Below are 18,893 nucleotides of genomic sequence, written 5' to 3' on the forward strand. Positions count from 1 at the left end.
TTCCTATGATTCAAGGTGTGCTATAAGCGGACCGTAAATCACGCGTGCCAACATCCTAAACTCTGCACCGATCGGATTAGAAACTCCTCGCCAAATCAGTTTCGTATAAGAATCATCGGAATCACCGTGAGCAAAATTTGAGCCTTCCCAAACAGCAGCAGCCTCTTTCACAGAAGCATTTCTTGCATAGGACGAGCTGGTACGTGGAAAAAATGGTAAAGGAAGCGTTTGACCAAGGCGGTAAAAAGCAATCAAATTACCTAGTAAAGTTTTCGCGTCCACCACTGGCTTGAATGAAAAACTATCGTTATAGCCGAACCATTGTGTGTGTGGCAAAAAATTCATAATTGCATCTTCCTTAACCGATAAGTAAGCGCATAATGCCAAATGTGACAACCATGCCCCCAATAAATCGGTCGCACGGCAGGGACCATAACGGTACATCACTAAGCCTTGTGGCGTGAGGGTAGCAAGCCGTGCTTGCAATAGACAAGGTGCAAACAATGTTGCATCATTTGACCATTCCTCATAGGCTTCGCTCGTCCATTCCAGTGGCAAGTTCGGATTTAGCGTCAAAGCCACCAGAGCTTCACCCGTGCACTCAGTCTTGGCATCACGTACTTTCGAAGAAAATCTATGCAAGCCAATTAGTTCACGATTACGCCACACCGTCCCCATTGCACCTGCGGGAAACTCGTGACTAACACGAGCAATGCACTCAGACACACGCATTGACGTGTCTCCATCACCGCTATCAGCCAATAGACGTGGCAGCAATCTTGCAGCTAGAGCATTACGCCCAGCCCAATCGAGTAGAAACGGCTCATTGTTATCAAATTCTACTGGCTCAAAAATCATCAAACCAAGTCGTGCTCGTGCCCAAGCACGTCCCGGATGCCGCCAGAAACGAATTAAGTCATCAAGTGTGATAGTTGACTCAACAGCTACCGGCAATGCTTTCGTCACGAACCGTGGGATAGAAGAATCCTCAGCCTTTAGCAGTGCCCGTGCAACATCGGCATTGGCTTCATCATAGCTGTACAATGCGGAGGCATTTTCACCATCGAAGTAAGCAGTAGAAAATGGCTGTAATGGATGTTCAATGATGAATTGACGACGGGCCAAACCACGTGCTTCAGCATCAAAACCCAACTCAGAAGGTGCCAGCAGACTAGCCAAAAAATCGAGTAGCTCATCAACTGCTGTGGAAGGAGGCAATACAACATTATCACGCATGCCACGACCCGTATAACCTATCCACACACAGTCTTGCGCAGCTAGTAATAAATCAAGGAAGAGATTGCGTTCCTCATCGCGGCGTTGACGGTCACCACGTTGCGGAAATGCCCGCATTAAATCAAATTCATCAGCCCACATGGGCCCCGGCAAAACAGCTTCATCCATGCCAAGCATACAAACAACACGATAAGGCAAAAGGTGTAGACTCGGCATAGGTGCAAACGTCACTCGACCAGAAGGAACCCCACCATACGCAGGGTAATCCAGTGCTTTCTCAAGCACGCGCACAATCACAGCAACCGGCAAAGTTATATTCGGAGTACTCTCGTTTATCGCATAGCTCACTTTTTCAATGGCCAAACGAACTTCTGAAAAATCTTTAGCGTGTTCAACCTCATCACAAAAAAAGTGCTCAAGAATCCCTATTAGATAATCACGCCAAACCACTGCTGTGCGTTCCATTTCTAATGCACGGGTTGTAATATCAAGATCATCAATAAGACGAGCTAAATTGCCCAGTAGCTCTGCCCGACTACCTTCAATACCACCAATAGGAAGCCAATCGTCAACAGGCAAAGCACCATCAGGTAATGCATAGCCAAGGAACAACCGCATCATTGCATCACCAAGCGTATGGGACTCAACGTGGGATACCATACCAATACCTCCGCTAATGTTAGAGGCATGGGGGTCATTTCCTTCCAAACGTTGTAAGGCATCGCCACGCCAACCACGGCGCGCACCTGCAACATGAAGCCAATTTTGTATCAAATCCAGTGCATTGCTATTTAATTTATAGCGCAATGCCAACGCATCAGTGCATGCCAGCTCAATAAGATCAGATACCGCAACACGTCGCTTTGGCAACGATAGAATCGCTGTTAACGCACGTGCCACAGGATTCATACGAGTCGGTGATAATCCAGTAATCGAGTATGGGATACGCGCCTTTGCAGCACCAAATACAGAATCGATTAACGGCGCAGCACACTCTAGATTAGGTACGGTGACAAGTATCTCATCCGGTTTCAAATCAGGCATCGAATCGAAATAGGCAAGTAGACGATCATGCAAAACTTCAATCTGCCTAGCCAAGCTATGACAAATGTTAACTTCGATTGTGCCATCGGCCGTTATCTCGTATGGTGTCCCATGACTGCCATCATCTAGTGACAGGATGCCGTTCTGAAACGCAGCAAGTACGCTCCTTCGAGGATTGGAGTGAAATAGGGCCCGATCCTCGAACGCATGCGCCCCTAAATCTGTATACAACAAATCGATATGGGCTTGTGTCTGCTGCCCCCACTCGGCTAGCAATGGATGTCCAACTTCCAAATACGAGGTATCACCACGCATCTTGAGATACGATAGCTGTTTTTGGGGAACAATGTCAAACCAATAGCTTTCACAAGGGTTGAATACATAAAGATTAATGTCGATCACCCGAGAAAGTACCTTAAGCAGTACCCTAGATAAAGGTGGTATCGAAGACAGTGCGAATACTGACACTCGTGATGGCCAGCCCAACGGCAACGTATTAGGTAAGAGCTGCTCAATCGCATCAATTGCCCGCAGGGTAGGATTCTGCTCTTGGATGTTCAGCAAAACTAAAACCCGTCGCCACAATTCAGCCTGCCAACACTCATCATCTCTTTGTGTATCCGTCCAGTTAACAGCGCCGCCCGTCTTAATCATTGCAGTTGAACACCAACATTCAAGCCAATCAGGACGGTATGTCAAATATTGATCGTAAATATGCGCCAAATGATCTGCCAATTCGAAGCGCATGACATCATCAGCATCATTTAAATAAGCAACCAATCGAGGTGATTTCGCTACCCAAGGCTCGGTTAAACACTGATAAATTGGCCATACAAGCCGGTCCGGTGCAAATGGAGAACTCTCCGGAACACGAAGAAGTTCACCGAACATAGTCCACAGCCATTGGGCTAGATAGAAGAATTTGACATTGGTACATATACCAAATACTGAAGCATAATCGAGCTCAAGCCGCCGACGTATAGCTATACTTGGTACAACGATAGTTTCACCCTCTAGCGGATTGGTAGGTATATCAGCCAAATCACGCAACAAAGCTGCTTCAAGCGTATCGAATCGGTTAGAAAAGAAAAATTTAAGCATGCAAACAACAGTTGCGGAGAGCAAAGACTACTAAATATGACTCAAACGGATTAATAAAGCATAACAAATACCCCATCAGCTGCATTCAGACCCTGTCTAAAAAATTCTCGTAACTGATACGATGCGCTAGACTTTCTTACTGAAGAGGCCATCAATCCGACGCATGGACTATCCGACTAATATTAAAAAGTTTCTCTACAGCCATTACTTCTTCACTGGCGCACGGCAAGCCATCGGCGTGCTCTTGCCAACCCTTGTCCTATTCTGCGTGTTCGATATGCGCATGCTTGGGTTGGAGGTCGCCTCCGGGGCACTATGTGCCAGCATCGTCGACATCAATGGCCCCTTACGCCACAAACACACCGAGTTACTTAGCTGCACACTCTTAGGAACACTCACAGTATTTATTACAAGTATAGCAACCGCTGCAGCAACTTGGCAGCTTTGGGTAATAGCGTTAATTCTAACGTTTTCTCTGTCAATGCTAGTGGTCTACGGTTACCGGGCATCGCTCCTCAGTTTTGCATGCCTAATGATGATGGTCCTCAATGTCGAAGTCGGCCTCACGCATGAACAAGTAGCCCTTGCCGCTGGCGCTGTTTTAGTCGGTGGGCTTTGGTACACCTACTTCAGCCTCGCGATATGTCGGTTGTGTTGGTTTCGTGTCGAACAACAAACATTAGCAGAATGTTTCTTCGTAACGGCAAAATATCTCGAAGCCAAAGCGATCTTCTACGATACACAAGTAGATCTCGATACCAGCTATCGCCAACTCATCAGCGCACAGGTTACCGTTGTCGAAAAGCAGCAAGCTGCGCGTGAAATCATCTTGCGAAACATGCCAAGATTGCAACGCGGAACCCTGGACAAGGGTCACACAATGCTCTTCAATCTGTTTATCAATATCGTTGATTTACACGAAATTATTGTAGCGGTCCACACGGACTACGCGATGCTACGCCGAGAATTTCGGAATGACGATATTCTTGTCTTTTTCCGCGACATGATTCTAAAGGTCGCCACGGAAGTGGATACGATCGGCTATGCGATTGCTATCAATCAGTCATCCATTCCACGCCGAAGTTGGCGTGCAGAACTTCGTGCGATCGAGTATGAAATCGAGACGATGCGTAAGCAAAATATCCAACAACACTCAACTGAACCATATCAAGCGCTCACAAGTACATTCCGTCGCGTCTGGAGTGTCACACGAATCGTTGAACGCATGCACAAAAATACTATACTTGAAACCGATACCAAGAATACAGAAATGAAAATCGACCAAGCGCTCAGCCGCTTCATTTCACATCAAAATTTTTCGCCAAAACTGCTTTTGAAGAATCTGACATTCTCGTCACCAAGTTTCCGACATGCATTACGGATGACAATCGCTATAACCGCAGCCATTTTAATCTGCAATAATTTGCCCATGCTAGTCGGTCAAACTCACAGCTATTGGGTATTGTTGACAATCATCGTTATCCTAAAGCCTGGCTTCAGCCTAACAAAGCAAAAAAATTTCCAACGGCTTTCTGGCACGCTCATCGGTTGCATAAGCGTGCTGGCCGTTCTCTCATTCGTACACCAGTCATGGATACTAATCGGATTGATGTTTTTTTGCATGGTAATGGGTAATAGCCTCGCGCTCTTCAATTACAGGTTGTCGGTAATTTTCATGTCATCATATGTACTATTGCTCTCCCACTTTCTCTTGCCTGGCTCGCTATCAGTTATCGGCGAACGAGCGTTGGATACTGCCATCGGTTCTGGTGCGGCATTAATATGTAGCTATCTTTTCCCCTACTGGGAATACCGGCTAATGGGTCCACTCATACGCAATGCAATACAATCCACACGCAACTTCATCCATGCCAGCGCAAATCGAGACGACTGTAATGATTTCGCCTACAGACTCGTGCGAAAAGATATGCATATTGCATTTGGAAACTTTGGCGCAGCTTTCAATCGCATGATGCTTGAACCAAAGTCAAAACAAGTCTTCGTCGCAGAACTCAACGAGTTACTCGTGCAAAATCATGCACTCGCTTCTCACATCACCGGAATTTCTAGAATCCTCGCAGGTCATGTACAAGCAGACAAAAGCGGAGAGCTCGCTCATGTCATCTGGGTCATAAAAAATCTCCTTACTCAAGCAGCCGATGCACCCGCTGCTCCCATAAAGACAAATATCCAATCCTCATCTGACGCGCTCCGTTTTTATACTCCTCGCCTCGACGCACTAGTCATTGCTCTAGAACAAGAACCAGACGCCAATCCAGAGCACATACAAGCAATCAAATTGATTACGCATCAACTTAAACAAATGCTGCGCTCAAGCGAGCTAATTCTGCACCATATGCGAACGATCCGCCTACCAGGCTAATCGGCATAAATTGATTAAAGTAATACCGATGTTAACTACCTTCTCGTAATGAAGGTTTATTTCAAAAATATTTGATATAAGGTCTAAAAAAAGTAGATGGGATCTAGGTCTGCAAGCAAAATGGTTTATATAAAATTCGTCATGGGCATGCATCAACTCAATAATTTACTTTGTTGCTGCAGTGTTTTATAAATAAAAAATCTGTATCAGCGCACTGCAAAGCACTCGCTATTCTCTTCTCACTTTATAGAAACGCACCGTTGCCAAATTTCCATGCGTCCAACGAAATAGGACACACTCACAACCATTCCGGCTAGGAGATACCATGTAATCGAGTAGACAAGGTGATTATTGGTGAATGAAATAACTGTCAGGCCCCCAATGGGAAAGACAGGTCTGTCATTAGAATCAGGCGAAGTTGCATCAGCATCGATAAAAAATGGAGCAACTTGCGATCGATTGAGCCCCCGACTTTCCGCAATAGCTGGTACATCACGCGAATACCAACTATCGGTCAGTGCATCATTCTTTTGTAAAAAACTACCTACCGGTTCACTGATGCGAAGTAAACCAGTGACATTCTTGATGTCGCTTTGACCACGATATACGAGATGTTGTTTCCGCCATTTAGGAGGTACAAAACCGCGATTAACGAGCACGATATTACCATCGTCTTCTTGCAAAAAAGGCGTAATAACCCAGAAACCGCTACCGAACTCCGTGACTGCCTGAACAAAAGTTTCCTTGTCATAAAGATAGGTGCCACGCAAGGAAACGTGGCGGTATTCATCGTTAGCCCGATTTATCTGCGGCCATTGCCATGATGAAGGCGATGTAACTGGCGTTGCATACACACGTGCCTCGACACGTTCAATCAAATCCAATTTCCATGTGCGGCGATATATCTGCCAAGTGCCCAACCCCACTAATACAAAGAACACTAAAAGAACTATGACGACAAAAAACATGAAAGCAAACGTTGCGCGCGATTTGCGAGAAGAAACTTCTGCATTGAAGACAGGACACATCGATGGATCATGGTCCTCGACATAATGTTTTAATTGAGATGGAACATTATCCAAATGTGGATCACTTAATGTAATGAATTGTCAGTAGAATTTCAAAGGTACATGATAGCATTATGCATCCCCTTCAAAAAGCATGTAAGGACGATCTAGATGGAGATAGCGCTAAACGACATCAAAATAAGAGTTGTCTTTACAAAAATTTTATAAGTAAATGGTAACAACATCACCCGCGAATCCCCCGTTTTAAGCATAAAAAAAGTGATCATCAATTTTTTAAAATCACTTCTTTTTTAGATCTCTAATCTTTTAACACGTTAAATAGAAAAATTACACAAGTCGAATGAAAGGCTGTATCAAAAATTTACTGGAGCTATATAAAATGGGAATCGGTGAAGGTAACATGGATGCACATCTCAATAATAAAAAAAATCCATAATATTATATGGATACTGAATCAAAAAAAGTTATTTTTTATATTTAATTTATTTAATCAAAAATAATTTGATACTTGTAGTGCGATTAGGCCGGTTTTTTCATCTGATACAACGTGATTGCGTGTTTTTTCTTTATAAAAATCCATAAGTTCAGAGTGATCCTCGCAAGCAAGAAAAAATCGATCGATTTTTTCTTTATTAAAAATTAATTTTTTATTTTTAATAAAGACATGTTATTTTAAATCGATTTTTTATCAGTCAGGAAAATTTCGATGTCTAGCTATAAAGAACTCATTGCACAGCGCAAAAAAATTGACAAGCAGATTGAAGACGCGCGCGCCAAGGAAGTAACAGAAGTGATTGCAGATATAAAACAGAAAATCAGGGATTATGACCTTAGTCCGAAAGACTTAGGTTTCGTAACCACTGACGTTCGCCGCCGACCTATACGTAAGCCACTTGCCGCAAAATATATGAATCCAATAACAGGAGAAACTTGGTCGGGCCGTGGTCGTGCACCAAAGTGGGTTGGAAAAACAAAAGAAAATTTTTTGATTAAGTAAGGATGTCAAGAACTAAGGAAGCTTCTAAAGAAAAACGATCAGTGTTATGTGGTGAAGAAAATTATTTAAACTTACTGGAACACTACTGATTAGCGGTGTTCCAACTTTATACCTTTTCTGTAATGCTTAGAAATTTCGCCACACACGTTTATTTTATTTTTATGAGATCAATACTGCTCCAATAAATAAAAGTCTACAAAAAATGGATATGAATCAGAAAGAAACCCAGTACAACATCTTATGGATGTTCTTGCGCATTGAAAATGTAGTAAAGCGCCAATCTTTGAAAGAATTTCAACTTTTTTACTTCTGGGGGGAAATCCAGCAATGCAACTTTTTTTAACAAAGATTAGGACTATTCAGAGTCAAATGAATGAATTCCTCTAAACAGGGGAGATAGGCAAAAATTGGCGGAGAGAGGGGGATTCGAACCCCCGATAGGTTATTAACCTATACACGCTTTCCAGGCGTGCGACTTAAACCACTCATCCATCTCTCCAAGAACCTATTAAATTATAACAGGCATATGTATTGAAATCCAAACATTGGGTCATCCATTCATACTATTATTCTAATAGCGACAGATTTAATGAGTGAAGCACGCACCTCTCACGATCTCTCATCACTGTCAACCATTTAAAGTTCAATTCTTTGATAATGGAATTCGGTCAATCCATGAAGGCACGTGATACCTATCAAAGAAATATCTGAGAAAAATGGACAAGTTCACACCCACCTGACTCTCGTTTTTTACCCTCGCCAACGTCCCCATATCTCGAACAATGAATACCCAGACATTTTCGCGATATCAAAACCGCAATATCCTATTGATTGATCAATTAAAAATTTGTAAAACAATGATGTCAAATTCAAGCTTGCAATTGAGTTATCTCTTACTTCTTGATGTTTCATATCTATAAATAAGCAGAACCTAACATGTGCTGCCGCTGTACACCCATACGTTGTAAAATGGCGGCGATATTTTACTTTCGTTTCACGAATATACAATTAAATACCCCCATGTCCATGTCCGGCCTCCACACACGCTCTATGCGACCATTGCCACGCCTCATTTTCTTCAGCCGTTGGCTGCAACTGCCGCTCTATCTTGGACTCATCGCTGCCCAAAGTGTATACGTCTACAAGTTTCTCGCTGAGCTCTTACACCTCATCACAGAAGCTGCCACAATGGGCGAAACGCAAATCATGCTGGTTGTACTCGGCCTAATCGACGTCGTGATGATCTCTAACCTACTAATTATGGTCATCATCGGTGGCTACGAAACGTTCGTTTCTCGACTAGGGGTAGAAGGCCATCCAGACGAGCCTGAATGGCTCGATCACGTCAATGCTGGTATGCTCAAGGTCAAGCTATCGATGGCCCTCATCAGCATCTCGTCGATTCACCTTCTCAAAACATTTATCGACGCCGCGCCACAAACATCCCATACAATCCTCTGGCAGGTAGTCATTCATATCTCCTTCTTACTCTCAGCCGTGGTCATGGCAGTGGTCAATAAAATGACTAATGATGACCATGCCTCAACTTTTTCCCCCGAGAATAATCCCCATTAAATCAAGCACCCATGTCTACAATTATTAAATCAGATGATTTGATTCAGAGCATCACCGGCGCCCTGCAATATATCAGCTACTACCACCCAACCGACTATATTCAGGCCCTAGGTCGTGCCCATACACGCGAAAAAAATCCAGCAGCGCGTGATGCCATCGCACAGATTCTCACTAATAGCCGCATGTGTGCAGAAGGCCACCGACCGCTCTGCCAAGATACAGGCATCGTGACAGTTTTCGTGAAGGTTGGCATGAACGTTCAGTGGGATGCTAACTGCAGCATCACAGATATGATTAACGAAGGCGTACGCCAAGCGTATCTGTATCCTGATAATGTACTACGCGCTTCAATCGTCTCACCACCAGAAACCGAACGAAAAAACACGAAAGACAATACTCCTGCTGTGATTCATTATGAAATCGTCGAAGGAGATAAGGTCCAAATCACCGTTGCGGCGAAAGGCGCTGGCTCAGAGAATAAATCGAAATTTGTGATGCTTAACCCATCCGACTCGATCGTCGATTGGGTCTTGGAAACAGTACCAACCATGGGCGCTGGATGGTGCCCACCAGGCATGCTTGGCATCGGCATCGGTGGTACAGCAGAGAAAGCGATGGAGCTCGCCAAAAAATCATTGATGGATCCGATCGATATTCAAGACGTAATTCAAAGTGGGGCAAAGAGTTGGATCGAAGAACTACGTATAGAACTATTCGAAAAAGTCAATGCACTCGGAATTGGTGCACAAGGACTAGGTGGACTAACCACCGTGCTAGACGTGAAAATCCTTGATTATCCAACGCACGCGGCATCCAAGCCAGTCGCGATGATACCAAACTGTGCAGCAACGCGTCACGCACACTTTGTGCTAGATGGCTCTGGCCCCTCGCTGCTAACACCTCCATCACTAGATGCATGGCCAAATGTCCACTGGCAACCCGATACCCAAACGAGCAAACGGGTGAATCTTGACACTCTGACATCCGAAGAAATCATGGGTTGGCGGTCAGGTCAAACTTTACTGCTCTCAGGAAAAATGCTTACAGGACGGGATGCAGCCCACAAACGCATCTCAGATATGTTGGAAAAAGGAGAGCCATTACCTGTCGACTTCAAGGGGCGTGCAATCTACTATGTAGGACCAGTTGATCCTGTATCTGACGAAGTAGTTGGACCTGCAGGTCCAACTACAGCAACACGCATGGATAAATTTACAAACATTATGCTCTCCAAAACCGGTCTGGCCATCATGATCGGCAAATCTGAGCGTGGGCCGGCTGCCATTGAATCAATAAAGCAGTATAAAGCTGCATATCTGATGGCAGTTGGTGGTGCAGCTTATCTAATTTCAAAAGCAATTCGCTCAGCTCGCGTCTTGGCTTTCGAAGACCTGGGTATGGAGGCTATATACGAATTCGAAGTCCAAGATATGCCAGTGACAGTCGCCGTTGATGCTACCGGCGTATCGATCCACCAAACAGGGCCAAAAACATGGAAAACCAAGATCGCAAAGATTCCAGTCTTGGCAAAAAGCTAATACATTAGCCTAAATGCGATGCTTATTAAGCACCAGAATAAGAACAGTAAAATTTTTAGCTAGTACAACCAATCAATATACTGTTCAGTATATTGATTGGTTGTACTGAATCGAGAAGGTTAGTTAGATTCAATTTAAATAACTAACTGCCCAGCATCACTCTCGTGGCCAATGTAAGGCTGTAAAATTTACCAACAAAGTATAGGAGCTCCCAAAACTTACCAATCTCTTTTCATGGATTCAACCCGAATTATAGGTACATCAAGCTTTTTCTTTTTGCACACATAACATGCTCACCTCCCAGCCAATCGGGATTTTTGACTCCGGACTAGGTGGATTGTCCATCCTAAAAGCCGTTCGCGGCTTACTACCACATGCTTCACTAATCTACTGCGCTGATTCACGCTATGCACCGTACGGCGAACAAACGGATGCCTTTATCACTGCACGCACCATCGCCATCGACCACTGGCTACAAAGCCAAGGAATCAAAGCCTTAGTCATCGCTTGCAACACAGCAACCGCGCATGGGATCGACACGTTGCGAACTAAAACAAAGTATCCCATCATTGGTGTGGAACCCGGCATCAAACCTGCTGCGCAGGCCAGTCGTTCAGGCATCATCGGCGTCTTAGCAACTGTAGCCACATTGCGTAGCGAAAAATTCCAACAACTATTAGCCAAACATGCCGCAGAGGAACGTAGATTTTTGTGTCAAGCTGGACACGGTCTCGTCGAACGTATTGAAACTGGTGATATCGACTCCCCTACCATCATAAATCTTCTGGAAACCTATCTCCAACCCATGCTCACACAAGGTGCAGATACGCTGGTCCTAGGATGCACTCATTATCCGTTTTTAATCCCCGCGATCCGCACCTTGGTAGGGGACAGCTTAACAATCATTGACACTGGGATGGCCATCGCCAAACAATTGGTGCGAGAGCTAGAGACCTCTGGTCTAATTGACGGACCTGAAAACTTCGATCTCATGAAGGTTAGAAAAAACCAAAAATTTCTCCAAGAAAAATTTACACCACATGGACAATTGAGTCTCTACGCAACTGCAAACACCTTATCCATGCAAGCGATGGTAGATAAATTAATGACAGAAGCCCCTGTCGTGCATAGGCTTACTATCGATGACGTCACTACTTAAAATCTGTTACTCATAAAACTTTCGATGACCTATGGGATCATCTTGGCAATGATACCCCACCTCTTAAAGATATCATCAAACTTCATCTTCCTCAGACAAGTAGCAAGCCCAAAAAATATAAACTCGATCAGAGAATCGCAAATATAGTGTCTCAGTACAAGTATAATCCTATTTAAAGAGTTCCATTTTTACCGATACAGAGTTTATCTCCAAGAAAAACATCACCACAGATGAATCTCAATGGAAAACTAGACTATCGAATGCAATTATTCAAGAAATAATCGTAATAAGAATTCACCAATTTCTGAAATATTTTCAAGATCAATGCATCGCATCCCGGAAAGATCGTTATATCCTTTTAAGGAGAAGTCCTTGCACTATGAACATCTGATCGAGGTCAATAAACCAATTAATACTCTCATTCTCACCCGCAAAAAACTTTGGCGAGGGTTAGTCCTGCGCGCCACGCAGCCAGAGAATTTTTTAGTTGGGCTAAATGATTGCATCATTCGGGAGGGTAAAGACGGCACTCTCGAGCGAAAACTAAATTTTAGTCAAACACGAATTCTTGATCGTGTAATTTTTACTACATTGCATTCGGTTCGTTACGAGATTGAGGCCACGAACGAACACCCTGGTGGCTCACTCACGACAAGTATCGAGGAACCCTCAGAAGACTATTTATTCGTCCGGTTCAATTACTTAACTACGCTGACCCAAGTTCAAGATGAAGACAGTGCATACTATATGGAATTGGTGAAATCTGCTTACCAAGAAGCAGATTTTGATACCATACGACGCATTCGCCAACTCGGTGAAGAAAATCTTCTAGGTTAAGGACCAAGTTAACGGAGATTTCCGCTTATGGAATTCTCGTCCAAAAGCTAATACTATGTTTCCAGGTTCAAAATATCTAAAATTTCACTTCTTCGATGCACTGCTCATTTTCATTAATTCCCTCAGGCTTTTAAATGTAATATGAAACAGGAATGACCCGCACCTATTGACGGCGCCTCCCTTTCAGAAGAGATGTTATAAATATAAATTCATACTCTGGATATGCCTCGAGAATATACTAGATACCAAGAAATCCATCCCGACCCTAGGCGCAATATATCTTCAAGTAGACGGTGGTCATGCCAATAATGGCTATCAGAAAATTAGGGCTTGTCAAACTGGAGGCGGAGGTCGGAATCGAACCGGCTTCCACGGCTTTGCAGGCCGCTGCATAACCACTCTGCCACTCCGCCAAAATTTTTTACTCTTAATATTATCCTGCTGATGGCACCCACAGCCAAAATCATCTTGATTCTCAACAAATTTAAAGGGAAGCGATGCTTCCCTTTAAATTTGGAGCGGGAGACGAGTCTCGAACTCGCGACCTCAACCTTGGCAAGGTTGCGCTCTACCAACTGAGCTACTCCCGCATTTCTTTTATGGGAGAATTTAAAATTCTATTGCAATAACCGCCCAAAATCTATAATTCTTCTCCTCATCATCAGTAGATGAGATTTCGGATTATCATAAAAGTCATAGCTTATGTCAAGTATTCAGTCATGTAAAATACAAAATTTTTGGCTCTAATCACCAAAAAATAGAAATATGCTTATAATTTTACTCCTCCACGCTCTCGGATTTGGGGCCAAGCACGGCGCAAATAATACAACATTGACCACAAAGTCAATACTGACGCAACATAGATTAGCCAAGTACCCCACATACGAGTATCTAACCTAATAAGGTCCATCGGACTAATAATCCCATCGTACAGCAATAAGGGAATAGCCACCATCTGCGCGACAGTCTTAATTTTACCAAGCCGATGCACAGCAACACTACGCGATGCCCCCATCTGCGCCATCCACTCACGCAACGCAGAAATTGCAATCTCACGGCCAATAATTACCACTGCAATCAACGCATTGATACGCCCCAGCTCCAGTAACAGCAGCAGCGCCGCCGTTACCATAAGTTTATCAGCCACCGGATCTAGGAATGCGCCAAAAGCTGACGTTTGATCTAATCGTCGAGCTAGATAACCATCGAACCAATCAGTCAAAGACGCTAAGATGAAAATCAAACACGCCACCCAGTTTATATGCTCGGCTGTTAAATGTCTAAGCGGAAAATAATATACACCAACAATCAAGGGGATCAGAACGATCCGAAGCCAGGTTAGGAAAATAGGCAAATTGAATGGCATGGCACCATGAGTCCGGCAATTGCAGTCGACACACGGCCCGCTCAGCGGCCGCACCAGACTCGCATTGTGCCCCGTCTATTCAATGACGACAAGACTCTAAAAATAATTGATACAAAACATACCTCAGCTTTTACTAGCGTTCCTAAAAGCTCGAGACTATTCAATGAAATTTACGATAAATCTCTTCAGCTAAAGTGGATGAAATGCCTTGGACACTCGCGAGTTCATCCATACTTGCAGCCATTACCCCTTGCATCCCACCAAAACGCAATAACAAACGTTGCCGGCGCTTTGCTCCAATACCTTCAATGCCCTCCAAACCAGAGGCTCGCCGTGCCTTCGCTCGCTTGTTTCGCATGCCAGTGATGGCAAATCGATGCGCCTCATCTCGAATCTGTGCAATCAACATCAGCGCTGCACTTTCTCGGCCCAATGAAAGAGAAGCACGACCATCCGCAAAAATAAGCGTCTCTAGCCCTACTTTGCGGCCCTCGCCTTTTGCTACACCAACAATTACACCCGTATCAAGTCCTAACATATCAAACACCTGACGCGCCACTTCCACTTGTCCAGCTCCACCATCAATCAACACCAGCTGCGGCAAATTGACCTCGAGAACAGCGTCGCTGTGTATCTGCGATACAGTGGAAATCTTCTCTGCCACCACTCCCAAAAAACGTCCATAATGACGCGTCAGCACTTGACGCATCGCGGCATAATCATCACCCGGAGTAATTCCATGAATATCGAATCGCCGATACTCTCCATTTTGCATCTTGTGATGATGGAAGACAACGCATGATGCCAGCGTCGCCTCGCCTTGCGTATGACTGACATCAAAACATTCGATACGAAGCTCGTCAGGATTATCCAACTTCAGTCCCAAGACATCTACTAACGCGTGAATTCTAGCCTGTTGGCTACTTTCCTCATTCAACAACCGATTCAGCGCGAGCTGTGCACCTTGCCGAGCCATGTCGAGCCATACCCGCCGCTTTCCCTTTGGTTGACGAAGAATTTTGATACGTCGCCCCATCTGTTGAGATAAAACATCAAGTAATTCCTTATCCGGCAACGCATGACTAACTATCAATATAGGTGGCACTGGTTGATCAATATAATGCTGAGCAACAAATGTTTCAAGCAAACGGGTTTCCAGGGATATACCAATCCCAGTGTCCATCAAGGGAGCATCGTCCGCCAAATCAATATTTTCAGAAAGACCAATGAACGTCTCATGCTTATCATCGAATGAGTATTCAAATACTATTGGAAAATATGCCTTGTCACCCAAGTGACGGCCCCCACGAACCATCGCAAGATTGACGCAAGTCCGACCACCTTGGCACACCACAGCAAGCACGTCCGCATCGACATCTGTCACAGTCTCCATCGACTGCTGTTGCAAGATACTGGACAGCGCCTGCATTTGATTCCGCACCACCATCGCCTGTTCGAACTTGAGTGCCTTCGAATAACTTAGCATATTGATCTCAAGCTTCTTCAGTATTTCCTGTTGCCGTCCCGATAAAAAAGCGATGGCATTTGAGACATCACGTGCATAATCCTCTTCACTAATGAGCCCAACGCATGGGCCGCTACATCGATGTATTTGATGTAAAAGACATGGACGTGTCCGATTAGTAAAGACGGAATCCTCACACGTGCGCAACTGAAATACTTTCTGCAGAATCCGGATGCTTTCCCGAACAGCCCACCTACTCGGGAAAGGACCAAAATATTCGGCTCTACGGTCAATCGTACCACGGTAATAGACCATACGTGGGTACGTCTGTCCCGTCAACTTAAGAAAAGGATATGACTTATCATCACGAAAAAGAATGTTGTACTTCGGATGTAGTGCCTTGATAAGATTATTCTCCAGCAGTAGCGCCTCAGTTTCGGAACGTGTGACGGTTATCTCTACCTTAGTGATACTATTTACCATTAACGCAATGCGTGGTGAAAGCTGCGTCTTGTTAAAGTAACTCGACACACGTCTCTTCAAATCACGCGCCTTGCCAACGTATAGGATATGACCGGCAGCATCATAATAACGATAGACACCTGGCAAATGAGGAAGCTCGGCGAGTAAAGAGCGAGCATCAAAACGCATCGTGTTCTTTGATACTACATTGGAGGCCTCCCCCAAGGCATCATCACTTGCATCGGCTTCAGAAATACTTGGCTCCAATTGATTTTTCATTGTGGAATATGCCATCCGATCAGAAAAAGAAGTTTTTGGAAATGCCTCGAAGAGGATATCTTTGATCTCATATTGCACATCTTCAGTCAGCGATTAATGGATGTGTTCTATTAATACATATGTAATATTTACGCTATGCTGGCCATAACGTAAATATTTAATTAAATCAAAATTAATAAATTAAACTCATCTTTTTCCTTAATTATTCTCCCATGACTATCCGTCACACGCTCAGTTGTGATCTTTTCTGCGCTGTTGTTGATAACTATGGTGACATCGGTGTCTGTTGGCGCCTCGCACGTCAACTGGTCCAAGAACACAACTGGCGCGTGCGCCTTTGGGTCGATAATCTCAAAGCGTTCTCAGCTTTACGGCCGGAAATCGATATCTCTCGCAGAAAGCAAATTTTCGATGGTGTCGATGTCCGGCACTGGACTGACACATTCGACGCAGAGAAGCACATACCCAACAAAGTAGTCATCGAAGCTTTCGCTTGTGAACTACCCGCAACATATGTCATGGCTATGTATGCAAAACAGCAAGCGAAATCTTCATCTATTTGGATAAACCTCGAATACTTAGGTTTAGAAGACTGGGTCGAAGATTATCATCTACAAAAATCTATACATCCACAGCTAGGATTACAAAAAACTTTCTTTTTTCCTGGATTCACGGAAAAAACTGGCGGCGTGGCACGCGAGAATGATCTAATTACTCGCCGCAATGCTTGGTTCGCATCACCGAACATTCAATCAGCCCACTGGCGTGCGCTGGGTTTCCATTCCAAACCAGAAGGAGCTCTCACGGTATCACTATTTTCTTATGAAAACACCAAATTGCCAGCACTATTAAGCCAGTGGGAAAAGAGTTCACAGCCCATAATCTGCTTAGTGCCACAAGGATGCATTATGCCTCTCATCACCGGATATTTTGGCATAGAGGCATTACCAGCTGGAAAACAGGCTTCACGCGGCGCCTTAACTGTTCACGGATTACCATTTCTACCTCAAGACCGCTTCGATCAGCTACTGTGGTCATGTGACCTAAATTTTGTCCGCGGTGAAGATTCTTTCGTGCGAGCACAATGGGCAGGAAAACCTTTTGTCTGGCATATCTACCCACAGGTAAATAATGCTCACCGTAACAAGCTAGACGCTTTCCTCACTCGTTATCTATCTTTATCACTTTCATCAAGCAATCAAGATGACAGCCTTTTGATACATGAGAAACTCGATAAAACCAGCAGAGAAACGACACGCACATTCTGGTATGTCTGGAACAATTTTTCAAATACATCACCTGACTGGGCAGCATTTATTGCACAATTACCGGCATTACAACGTCATTCACGAGCTTGGACGAATCAACTCATGATATACGATGATCTGACCCAACAATTAGTTAACTTCACTGAAAATAACGTAGAATGCGAGGCTGATCAAAGCTTTTAGCTTTAATCTTTCGCCTCATGTAGAAATCGCAGATGCCTAGATAGAGTGGCGCTAAAACCGTACTGCTGCAGTAATTGAATTGAGGGTTAGTTAATAAATACACCGCAATCTCGACAGTATATCTTTTCTGGAAGACAGCAAAATACATTCCACGCGCACGCCATCGCTTATTTCATCTTAGGAAACAATTTTTATGAAAACCGCTCAAGAACTTCGTGTTGGTAACATCGTAATGATTAACGGTACTGCCCAAGTCGTCGTCAAGGCTGAATACAACAAATCCGGTCGCAACTCCGCTGTCGTAAAGATGAAGTTCAAGAAGCTACAAGGTATTGGCTCTAGCGAATCAGTCTACAAAGCTGACGACAAATTCGAAGACGTTCGCCTAGAACATAAGGACGTACATTACTCATATTTCGCAGATCCAGCATACGTGTTCATGGACGCCGACTTCAATTCTTACGAAATCGATGTTGAAAACCTCGGGAAGGCGCTCAATTATCTTGAAGCCAACATGGCTTGTGAAATTGTACTATTCAACAATCAAGCCATCTCCGTCGAACTACCAACCACTATCGTTCGCGAAATAATATACACAGAACCCGCCATCAACGGTGATACATCTTCAGGTAAGGTTCTCAAGCCTGCAAAAATCTCCACTGGTTTCGAAATCTCAGTACCTATATTCTGCAATATAGGGGATAAAATTGAAATCGATACAAGAACGGATGAATATCGGAATCGGGCGTAAATAAAGTCACTGCAGTCCTCTGCACAACAAATAGAAAGTGCGGAACACAACAGCGTCGGCCAACACATGTCCACTTTATCAAAAGAAAAAGCGGCGGTTTCAGCTACGCGATATGCTTTAAAACAAAAAACCCCTCGCCACATAAGTAGCAAGGGGTTTAAATTGGTGCCTGACGATTACCTACTTTCACACGGGAATCCGCACTATCATCGGCGTAGAAT

The 18,893-nt window shown here is 44.2% G+C and carries 12 protein-coding genes and 3 tRNA genes; 8 read left to right on the forward strand and 7 right to left on the reverse strand.

The features are described 5' to 3' along the window. Window positions 1-3: 3 nt before the first annotated feature. Window positions 4-3,381 carry an exodeoxyribonuclease V subunit gamma gene (gene recC, locus BZL35_RS04375; protein ID WP_106183028.1) on the reverse strand — a complete coding sequence of 1,126 codons (3,378 nt, stop codon included), beginning with the start codon at window positions 3,379-3,381 and terminating at the stop codon, window positions 4-6. A 163-nt stretch (window positions 3,382-3,544) separates the two neighbouring features. Here recC and BZL35_RS04380 point away from each other — a divergent pair, with 163 nt between their 5' ends. Continuing rightward, on the forward strand, window positions 3,545-5,764 hold the full coding sequence (locus tag BZL35_RS04380; protein WP_106183029.1) for an FUSC family protein: 2,220 nt from the start codon (window positions 3,545-3,547) through the stop codon (window positions 5,762-5,764). 239 nt (window positions 5,765-6,003) lie between these two features. On the opposite strand, the gene BZL35_RS04385 is transcribed toward BZL35_RS04380, so the two are convergent. Continuing rightward, window positions 6,004-6,792: an SURF1 family protein gene (locus tag BZL35_RS04385; protein ID WP_245916352.1), complete on the reverse strand. Its 789-nt coding sequence runs from the start codon at window positions 6,790-6,792 to the stop codon at window positions 6,004-6,006. Between the two features lie 706 nt (window positions 6,793-7,498). On the opposite strand from BZL35_RS04385, the gene BZL35_RS04390 reads away from it, so the two are divergent. Continuing rightward, a complete protein-coding gene (locus tag BZL35_RS04390; RefSeq protein ID WP_106183030.1) occupies window positions 7,499-7,789 on the forward strand; it encodes an H-NS histone family protein in 291 nt (96 codons plus the stop codon). A gap of 408 nt (window positions 7,790-8,197) precedes the next feature. Here the strand turns inward: BZL35_RS04390 and BZL35_RS04395 are convergent. After that, window positions 8,198-8,288, reverse strand: a tRNA-Ser gene (locus tag BZL35_RS04395). Between the two features lie 551 nt (window positions 8,289-8,839). On the opposite strand from BZL35_RS04395, the gene BZL35_RS04400 reads away from it, so the two are divergent. The 4 genes from BZL35_RS04400 to BZL35_RS04415 all read left to right on the forward strand — a co-directional run bounded on the left by BZL35_RS04400 (window position 8,840) and on the right by BZL35_RS04415 (window position 12,898). Then, window positions 8,840-9,364 (forward strand): TIGR00645 family protein, encoded by a 525-nt coding sequence (locus BZL35_RS04400; protein ID WP_106183053.1) that lies wholly within the window; start codon window positions 8,840-8,842, stop codon window positions 9,362-9,364. Window positions 9,365-9,375: 11 nt separating this feature from the next. Then, on the forward strand, window positions 9,376-10,902 hold the full coding sequence (locus tag BZL35_RS04405; protein ID WP_106183031.1) for a fumarate hydratase: 1,527 nt from the start codon (window positions 9,376-9,378) through the stop codon (window positions 10,900-10,902). 289 nt (window positions 10,903-11,191) lie between these two features. Next, entirely contained in the window at window positions 11,192-12,061 is an 870-nt protein-coding gene (murI, locus tag BZL35_RS04410) for a glutamate racemase (protein ID WP_106183032.1), read from the forward strand. A 372-nt stretch (window positions 12,062-12,433) separates the two neighbouring features. Next, window positions 12,434-12,898 (forward strand): SRPBCC family protein, encoded by a 465-nt coding sequence (locus BZL35_RS04415; protein WP_106183054.1) that lies wholly within the window; start codon window positions 12,434-12,436, stop codon window positions 12,896-12,898. Window positions 12,899-13,237: 339 nt separating this feature from the next. Here BZL35_RS04415 and BZL35_RS04420 read toward each other — a convergent pair. The 4 genes from BZL35_RS04420 to uvrC form a co-directional block, all read right to left on the reverse strand. Next, a tRNA-Cys gene (locus BZL35_RS04420) sits at window positions 13,238-13,311 on the reverse strand. A 101-nt stretch (window positions 13,312-13,412) separates the two neighbouring features. After that, window positions 13,413-13,488, reverse strand: a tRNA-Gly gene (locus BZL35_RS04425). A gap of 179 nt (window positions 13,489-13,667) precedes the next feature. Further along, window positions 13,668-14,264 carry a CDP-diacylglycerol--glycerol-3-phosphate 3-phosphatidyltransferase gene (gene pgsA, locus BZL35_RS04430; RefSeq protein WP_106183033.1) on the reverse strand — a complete coding sequence of 199 codons (597 nt, stop codon included), beginning with the start codon at window positions 14,262-14,264 and terminating at the stop codon, window positions 13,668-13,670. Between the two features lie 160 nt (window positions 14,265-14,424). Beyond that, complete coding sequence (gene uvrC, locus BZL35_RS04435; RefSeq protein WP_245916356.1) at window positions 14,425-16,380, reverse strand: excinuclease ABC subunit UvrC; 1,956 nt, start codon at window positions 16,378-16,380, stop codon at window positions 14,425-14,427. Window positions 16,381-16,682: 302 nt separating this feature from the next. On the opposite strand from uvrC, the gene earP reads away from it, so the two are divergent. Continuing rightward, complete coding sequence (gene earP, locus BZL35_RS04440) at window positions 16,683-17,921, forward strand: elongation factor P maturation arginine rhamnosyltransferase EarP (protein ID WP_106183034.1); 1,239 nt, start codon at window positions 16,683-16,685, stop codon at window positions 17,919-17,921. Between the two features lie 193 nt (window positions 17,922-18,114). Beyond that, on the forward strand, window positions 18,115-18,672 hold the full coding sequence (efp, locus tag BZL35_RS04445; protein ID WP_106183035.1) for an elongation factor P: 558 nt from the start codon (window positions 18,115-18,117) through the stop codon (window positions 18,670-18,672). Window positions 18,673-18,893: the final 221 nt, after the last annotated feature.

Origin of the sequence: Candidatus Pandoraea novymonadis (genome assembly GCF_003004665.1) — a bacterium.
Taxonomy (GTDB): domain Bacteria; phylum Pseudomonadota; class Gammaproteobacteria; order Burkholderiales; family Burkholderiaceae; genus Pandoraea; species Pandoraea novymonadis.